The 289-nt window shown below is 40.5% G+C and carries 1 rRNA gene; it reads right to left on the bottom strand.

Features of this window, described 5'->3' with window-relative positions:
• Positions 1 to 209: 209 nt before the first annotated feature.
• Positions 210 to 289, bottom strand: a 16S ribosomal RNA gene (locus NNO03_RS22530); the annotation flags it as partial.

The raw sequence follows: 289 nt of genomic DNA, 5'->3' as shown, positions 1-289 counted from the left end.
AACACCACCGTGTTGCGAAAATTTGAGAGACTCGAACACACCGCTTTTCATTTCTTATTACGGAGAAATGAAACAGTGTGTCGTTTCAATTTTCAGCTTGATCCAGATTTTTAAAGAGCAAAACTTCTTAATGCACTCGAAAGTACATTCAGAAGTTCATCATTCATCAGACAATCTGTGTGAGCACTACAAAGAACGTTTCTTTAAGGTAAGGAGGTGATCCAACCGCAGGTTCCCCTACGGTTACCTTGTTACGACTTCACCCCAGTCATGAATCACAAAGTGGTAA

This window comes from Citrobacter sp. Igbk 16 (genome assembly GCF_028069755.1).
GTDB lineage: Bacteria > Pseudomonadota > Gammaproteobacteria > Enterobacterales > Enterobacteriaceae > Citrobacter.
This window is presented reverse-complemented; position numbering and strand designations above follow the sequence as displayed.